At 65.1% G+C, this 5,755-nt stretch carries 8 protein-coding genes; 2 read left to right on the top strand and 6 right to left on the bottom strand.

Annotated elements, in window-relative coordinates:
• Positions 1-336: 336 nt before the first annotated feature.
• From CQY20_RS35830 to CQY20_RS33075, 5 genes are all read right to left on the bottom strand, one after another.
• Entirely contained in the window at positions 337-543 is a 207-nt protein-coding gene (locus CQY20_RS35830) for a hypothetical protein (RefSeq protein WP_234816530.1), read from the bottom strand.
• 48 nt (positions 544-591) lie between these two features.
• Positions 592-1,005 (bottom strand): HAD family hydrolase, encoded by a 414-nt coding sequence (locus tag CQY20_RS35825; protein WP_234816529.1) that lies wholly within the window; start codon positions 1,003-1,005, stop codon positions 592-594.
• A 148-nt stretch (positions 1,006-1,153) separates the two neighbouring features.
• Entirely contained in the window at positions 1,154-1,828 is a 675-nt protein-coding gene (gene rpe / locus CQY20_RS33085; RefSeq protein WP_234816528.1) for a ribulose-phosphate 3-epimerase, read from the bottom strand.
• 421 nt (positions 1,829-2,249) lie between these two features.
• The gene (locus CQY20_RS36320) at positions 2,250-2,399 is read right to left on the bottom strand and encodes a hypothetical protein (protein ID WP_371871001.1); all 150 of its coding nucleotides are present in this window, start codon (positions 2,397-2,399) and stop codon (positions 2,250-2,252) included.
• A gap of 134 nt (positions 2,400-2,533) precedes the next feature.
• Positions 2,534-3,856, bottom strand: a complete 1,323-nt coding sequence (locus tag CQY20_RS33075; RefSeq protein WP_234816531.1) for a DUF3422 family protein — start codon at positions 3,854-3,856, stop codon at positions 2,534-2,536.
• A 301-nt stretch (positions 3,857-4,157) separates the two neighbouring features.
• Between CQY20_RS33075 and CQY20_RS33070 the strand changes: the two genes are divergently transcribed.
• Positions 4,158-4,667 (top strand): Gfo/Idh/MocA family protein, encoded by a 510-nt coding sequence (locus CQY20_RS33070; RefSeq protein WP_097945462.1) that lies wholly within the window; start codon positions 4,158-4,160, stop codon positions 4,665-4,667.
• On the top strand, positions 4,660-5,028 hold the full coding sequence (locus CQY20_RS33065) for a Gfo/Idh/MocA family protein (protein ID WP_097945459.1): 369 nt from the start codon (positions 4,660-4,662) through the stop codon (positions 5,026-5,028). The genes CQY20_RS33070 and CQY20_RS33065 overlap by 8 nt, the downstream gene beginning before the upstream one ends.
• Before the next feature lie 36 nt (positions 5,029-5,064).
• On the opposite strand, the gene CQY20_RS33060 is transcribed toward CQY20_RS33065, so the two are convergent.
• Entirely contained in the window at positions 5,065-5,481 is a 417-nt protein-coding gene (locus CQY20_RS33060; protein ID WP_097945456.1) for a hypothetical protein, read from the bottom strand.
• Between the last annotated feature and the right edge of the window lie 274 nt (positions 5,482-5,755).

The raw sequence follows: 5,755 nt of genomic DNA, 5'->3' as shown, positions 1-5,755 counted from the left end.
CCCGCGGCGGGTGGGGTGTCCCCCGAGCCTAAAACCTACCCCGGCCACCACAACTTATCGGTAGATAATTTCGTCAACTGGCCAGGGGGCGGCGCCGTCGGGGAGCTACCCCGAGGGCGCCTCGTTGGCTCCTCGCGAGTCCGTGTGGCGAGCGCGACGGCTGGCGACGCGCGCTGCCAGCAGTTCCGAGGCTGTCAGCGCCACCGCGTAACATCACTCACCGAAGCCAGAATCTGCGCCCGACGATTTACACCGGATGTTGGACGCCACCTGTGATGAGAAGCACGGATGTCCTTCAGACAGCCTTCTAAAGAAGGGCTTTCGACAAGTCCTGCATCAATTTTCTTGCCCGTTCATGCGCCGTTGCTGGGGCCGGTGTTGCAAGCGGTCCTGGAACCAATAGAGAAATTCCGGGTCGTCGAGCCCGGACGTGATCAGCGTTGCCCCGGACAGGTCATCGTTACGGGTGTACGGATTGTAGGCGACCACGCAGCGCCGATCGGCAGCGACCGCTGCGCGGACACCGTTCCCCGAGTCGTCCACGGCAACCGCGTGATCGGCTGGGCAGCCGGTTCGGCGCAACACCTCGAGTTACGCGGCAGGGTTGGGCTTCAGATCGGGTATCTCCGTTCCGGTAATCACCGTGTCGAACCTGTCGCCGAATGCCTGGTGCAACAACGGCTCGACCCACGCGCGGGTGCCGGTCGTGGCCACGTGCACCTGCATACCGGACTCGGCCAGTTCGTCGAGAAAATCGGTTGCACCAGGCCTGGCCTGCACGCGTCCATCCGCAATCTGCCGACGCATAATCTGGGTCTTGCGCTTGTGCCGCCGCTGTGCGAGTTCAGCGGCGTCGGCCGGTGACCGCCCATTCTTCTCGAACCAGAACGCCAGCCGTCTCGCGCCGCCGGTGATCTTGACCGACTGCCCGTAGGTATCGACGTCCCAGTAGTCGGGCAGCCCGGCCTCCTCGAACGCCTCATTAAAAAGCCACCCGACGGCCATCGCGCTCGCTGTCGACGAGGGTGCCGTCGACGTCGAAGATGACCGCCTCCAGAGTCTCATCTGTGGTCTACGAGGTGTGCGCGTCGGCGAGACAGTACGCCTTCCCCCGTGAAGCCGTGGTGGGCCGATGCTGGTCGCACGACGGCTGTCATCTGGCTGCCACTCGTTGTGATTGGCTCTCGATCGCCGCCGCACGCAAAAGCGTGACGGCAGCGGCCTTGCCGTCGGAATACGCGTACATCCACGAGCCGGAGATGAAGACATCGGCACCGGCGGCCGATGCCCCCCGGATGGTTTGGTCCGTGATTCCGCCATCGACCTCGAGCTCGATGGGCAGCCCGGAATCGTCGATCATCTGACGCAGACGCGCGATCTTCGGCTCAACGGCCGCGATGTAGGCCTGGCCGCCGAATCCCGGATTGACGGTCATTGCCAACACCATGTCCGTCTCGGCCAGCACGCTCTCGACAAACGCGGCAGGAGTGTGCGGATTCAACGAGACACCGCTGCGCGCACCGAGCTGGCGGATGCGTGCCAGCGTGCGATGCAAATGGGTGCACGCCTCGGCGTGCACGATGATCAGTTCACAACCCGCGTCGACATACCGGCCCACGAGTTCATCGGGATCGACGACCATCAAGTGGGCTTCGAACCCGACCGTGCTGTGCGGCCGCGCCGCCGCGATCACGTCGGGGCCAAACGTGAGATTCGGGACGAAGACACCGTCCATGACGTCCCACTGGATCCGGTCCACACCCGCCTCGCACAGTTCCTGTACCTCGTCGCCGAGCCGAGCGAAGTCGGCGGGCAAGACAGAAGGCACGATGAGCGGCTGCCTCGCACTAAGTTCAGTCATCGACGGGCCCATCTCAGATTCGGGGTGTGGTTCGTTTCAGATTCGGGCATGTGTTTCATCCGACCTCGTCAGGGGTGTCATAGAACATTTCTCGGGGAGCTCGAGGAGACCCGATGCCGATAATAGGCGGCTTGGACGTGCACCGACAGCAGACCACACTCGATTGCGCAGACGGGCGAACTGGGGCAGATTCGCCCTGCAACGCCCAAGACTTTGCGAGCCTGGCTGGCCGAGCACTGGCCTGACCGCAACGCGGCGTTCGCGCTGGCTACGAGCGGTCACGGCGCGGCCTCGGTGTCACCGCCTCTGCCTGTCGCCTGCCAGGCCGGCCATTGCCTCGTCCGTGCGACCTTGTCTGTCTTTTCGACCACGAAGCCCAAGTGGACGATCATCCAGTCCGCCGGGACTGGATGATCGTCTCCTCCGGAAGCATCCCGACGGTGACCTTGCGCTGTTCACCGGCGACGTCGACCAGGGGCAGCTGGTCCGCGTAGCCCTCTAGCGGTCCGACGAACTGCTCCTGGATTCCCGGACGCATGGCTCAGCCCCTCCCCGACGGGGTTTGACGATGGTGCTCGAGACGTCATCGATCCCACTCGACGGCCGGTTTGGATCGTGCGCTGAAATTGGCACTGGCGGCGCCCCGCGCTTGGGCCCACCTGGATTCCGAAATCATGTGCCACCGTCGCCGTCGGTGTCGGCTCCGTGGATGTGGCGGCGCACCCGGTGCACGGTGCGCCACACGACGATCACTGCCACGGGGATGGCCGCCGCGGTCGTGACGCTCTCGTCGATGGGCAGGCCTAGCGACTTGAGCCCCTTAGCGAGATAGCCCACCAAGCCGACCATGTAGTAGGAGATCGCGGCGATCGAGAGTCCCTCGACCGTCTGCTGCAGGCGCAGCTGCAGTGTCTGACCCCGGCGCAGCCCGCTGAGCAGCTGCTGAGTGTGCATCTCGGCGGTCACTTCTACCCGGGTGCGCAGCACGTCGGCAGTACGTGAGACCCGGCCCGACAAACCCTCCATCCGGTGCTTGGCGGCCTCCACGGTGGCCATCGCCGGCACCAGTCGCCGACGCAGGAAGGTGAACACACCCATCAGGCCGGGCAATGACGACCCGCGCAAGTACTCAATGCGTTGTTGCACGATCGCGTAATAAGCGCTGGCGGCGTCGAAGCGGCCTGCGTGAGTCGCGATCTCATACTCGACGACCGCTGACAGCCCGATCAGCTCGTCAAGCAGTTGGCGGTCGTCGCGTTGCTCGTCCTCGATACCGCGCGCCAGCTCAGCGAGCCGGGCCTCCAGTTCTGTCATGCGCGGAACCATGGCCCGGGCAGGCGGATAGGCCAACAGCGCCAGCATTCGGTAGCGCTCGACATCCAGCAGTGAGCCGGTGATCCGCCCCGCTCGACCCTCGGTCATGGGCTCGCACAACATCAAGAACCGTGAGGTGCCGTCGGAATAAAGCCGATAGGTGGTGTACAGCCGGGCGGCGTCATCCCGCAGCCGCGAGCCGACCAACCGGCCCGGACCGAGGGTTCGTTGCGCAAACCCGGCCGCGTCCTCGTCGGACCAGCCGTGCGCAGACAGCAGCACTACGTGCACCGCGGCGAGCGTGCGGCCCGGAATGGCCGCGAGCCACCCGGCGGGCAGCGGCAGCAGCGCCAGCAGGTCGGCCTGGGCGCCCAGTACCGCTGGGTCCAGGGGCTGGTGGAAGGTATACAGGGAGTAGTCGTCGTGCCGCTCCCAGGACAACGCTGTCACGTCGTCGAAGTCAAGCGTGAGCCCCACATCCGTGGCGCCCACCGCGCTATGGGTCGCGGCAAGTCGGTGCAGGTGCGCGGTCTCTGCAGCAGCCGAAACCTTATCGGTGACCACGGTCAACTGTGTGGTCATCGATGGGATCGGAAGCGGCCGCGCCGGCCGAACGTGTACTTCGTTATGCGCGGCCGCCCGTTCAGGCGCATCACGAGGAAGCGGCGCGTTGACCGGCACCGCCGATTCACCCACTCGTCATCCCCGCCTCACCACCTCACCGCTGCCGATCAGCGCCGCACCGCAATCGCCTCAGCAGCGGTCGCACCGATGGTCGGCACATCCACCGACCCACGTTAACCGCACAACCTAACGGGGCCGCACCCGCAAGACGCGGAAGCGGTGCGCCGCACTGGCAACGTTTGGTCCTGCCAATCCCATCAGCTCGAGAAATGCTGTCACACAACGAAACGAGGTGCCGACAGCCGCGTCTCGGCCATGAGCTTTCCATGTTATCTTCATCGACCGGAGGGGAGTCGGCATGCCTCCGGTCAAGATTGCTAGCGTCGGAGGCGGATTCGGCAGCACAGTCGCGCTGCCCGTTTATACCGAGCTTGCGGAGTTCGAGCCGGTGGCCATCTGGTCTCGACGACCACACCGCGCCGCGGAACTGGCTACGCAGGCCGAAATGCCGCTTGGCACAGCAGATTACGATGAGCTGTTGTCAGCGCCCGGCCTGGAGGCGGTGCACATCGCCACACCGGTGGTCACCCACGTTCCGCTCGCCGTCGCCGCGGCCGACCGGGGCCTGCATATCCTGTGCGAGAAGCCGCTCGCGGACAATCTCATCGGCGCGCGCCGCCTAGCGGCGGCGGTCCGGTCGGCCGGCGTCGTCGGCATGTGTGATTTCGGTGTACGGATGAAGCAGACTCGCCAGCGGCTGATCGAGCGGGTACGCGACGTCGTGGGACGGCCACGGATGATGTCGGTCATGCTGGTCCACTCCGATCATCGCCGCACCCCACTCCCGCCCGTACACATGGATGCATGACGCCCGGCTCGGTGGAGGTCGGCTACAGGCGTACGGAGTACACGACCTCGACCTGGTCCTCGAGATGTTTCCCGACGTGGCCGAGGTCGCGGCCGCCACCGAGGTGGGAGTACCGACCCGCACGGACGAAAACGCACAGCTGCGAGACGTGACCGCCGAGGACAGCTACGCGGTGCTGCTGCGATTGCGCGGGGGAGGGCTGGGCGTCGTCACCCTGATCTCCACCGCACATCACAAGCGCGGCGAGGTCATCGAGATCTACGGCGACTCGGGAACCGTGCGGCTCGACAGCGAACGGCGCCTGTGGTGGGCGCGCGCCAACGAGCCGCTTGAGGATCGACTTTCGACAATTTGTTGGTGATGTGGAATGGTGGGCTGGTGCCGAATCCTCAAGCGGCTAGGGGTGTTTCGATGGCGAGATCGTTGAACAGCGTTTGCATCTCAATGCGGATCCGTTCGTAGTCACGGCCCCGAACGGCAGTGCGGGGGCGTGTTGACCGTCGATCTGTGACGGTCGGGTCACCTGGGTGAAGGTGGCCACATCCGGAGCGGGTCGGGCATCGGCGGCTTGCGTGTCACACATACGCTGGTTGGCGTGCTCGCCCACCGCCCGTAGGGCCTTCCAGTTCTCGGCGGTGACCCGTCGGCCGATGCCGAAGTCACGGGTGTCGCAGATGACCGTCTCGGTGCGCAACGCCCGATGCTCCTTGCACAGCGGCGCATCGTCGCCGCGGACTTGCTCAGTGGGTTGTGGTAGCTGCGCGCGAGGTGCCGCGCGGTTCGGTGGCTGTTGCCACAGCCATGCGTCACTCAAAGAGCAACTGCTGCCACGCCGCACGGCGATTCTGGCGAATCACCGTGGTTCAGGTGCGCTGCCTGCGCACGTTGTGAGCCGGAACGCGCAAACGTCAACATAACAGCTAATCACTTGCTCAGAACACTTTAGCAAAGGCGTGAGTGTCCCAAGAGCTCTATTGACAAGGGAATGGAGCCGGGCGTATACCCAAGCCTTAGCGCTGCGCAAGTGGGTCGAAAGTCGACTCCTGCGGTGTAGGGGTCGCCAGCCCCGGCCCCGGGAAGCTGTGACG

The organism is Mycolicibacterium agri (assembly GCF_002553505.1).
GTDB classification, from domain to species: Bacteria; Actinomycetota; Actinomycetes; order Mycobacteriales; family Mycobacteriaceae; genus Mycobacterium; species Mycobacterium agri.
Note: the sequence above shows the minus strand (reverse complement) of the source record. Positions and strands in the feature narration are given on the sequence as shown.

Bases quoted from the DNA above. Each gene is read 5' to 3' on its own strand.
- CQY20_RS35825 (WP_234816529.1), bottom strand. From the start codon at position 1,005: ATGGCCGTCGGGTGGCTTTTTAATGAGGCGTTCGAGGAGGCCGGGCTG.
- CQY20_RS36320 (WP_371871001.1), bottom strand. From the start codon at position 2,399: ATGCGTCCGGGAATCCAGGAGCAGTTCGTCGGACCGCTAGAGGGCTAC.
- CQY20_RS33070 (WP_097945462.1), top strand. From the start codon at position 4,158: ATGCCTCCGGTCAAGATTGCTAGCGTCGGAGGCGGATTCGGCAGCACA.
- CQY20_RS33065 (WP_097945459.1), top strand. From the start codon at position 4,660: ATGCATGACGCCCGGCTCGGTGGAGGTCGGCTACAGGCGTACGGAGTA.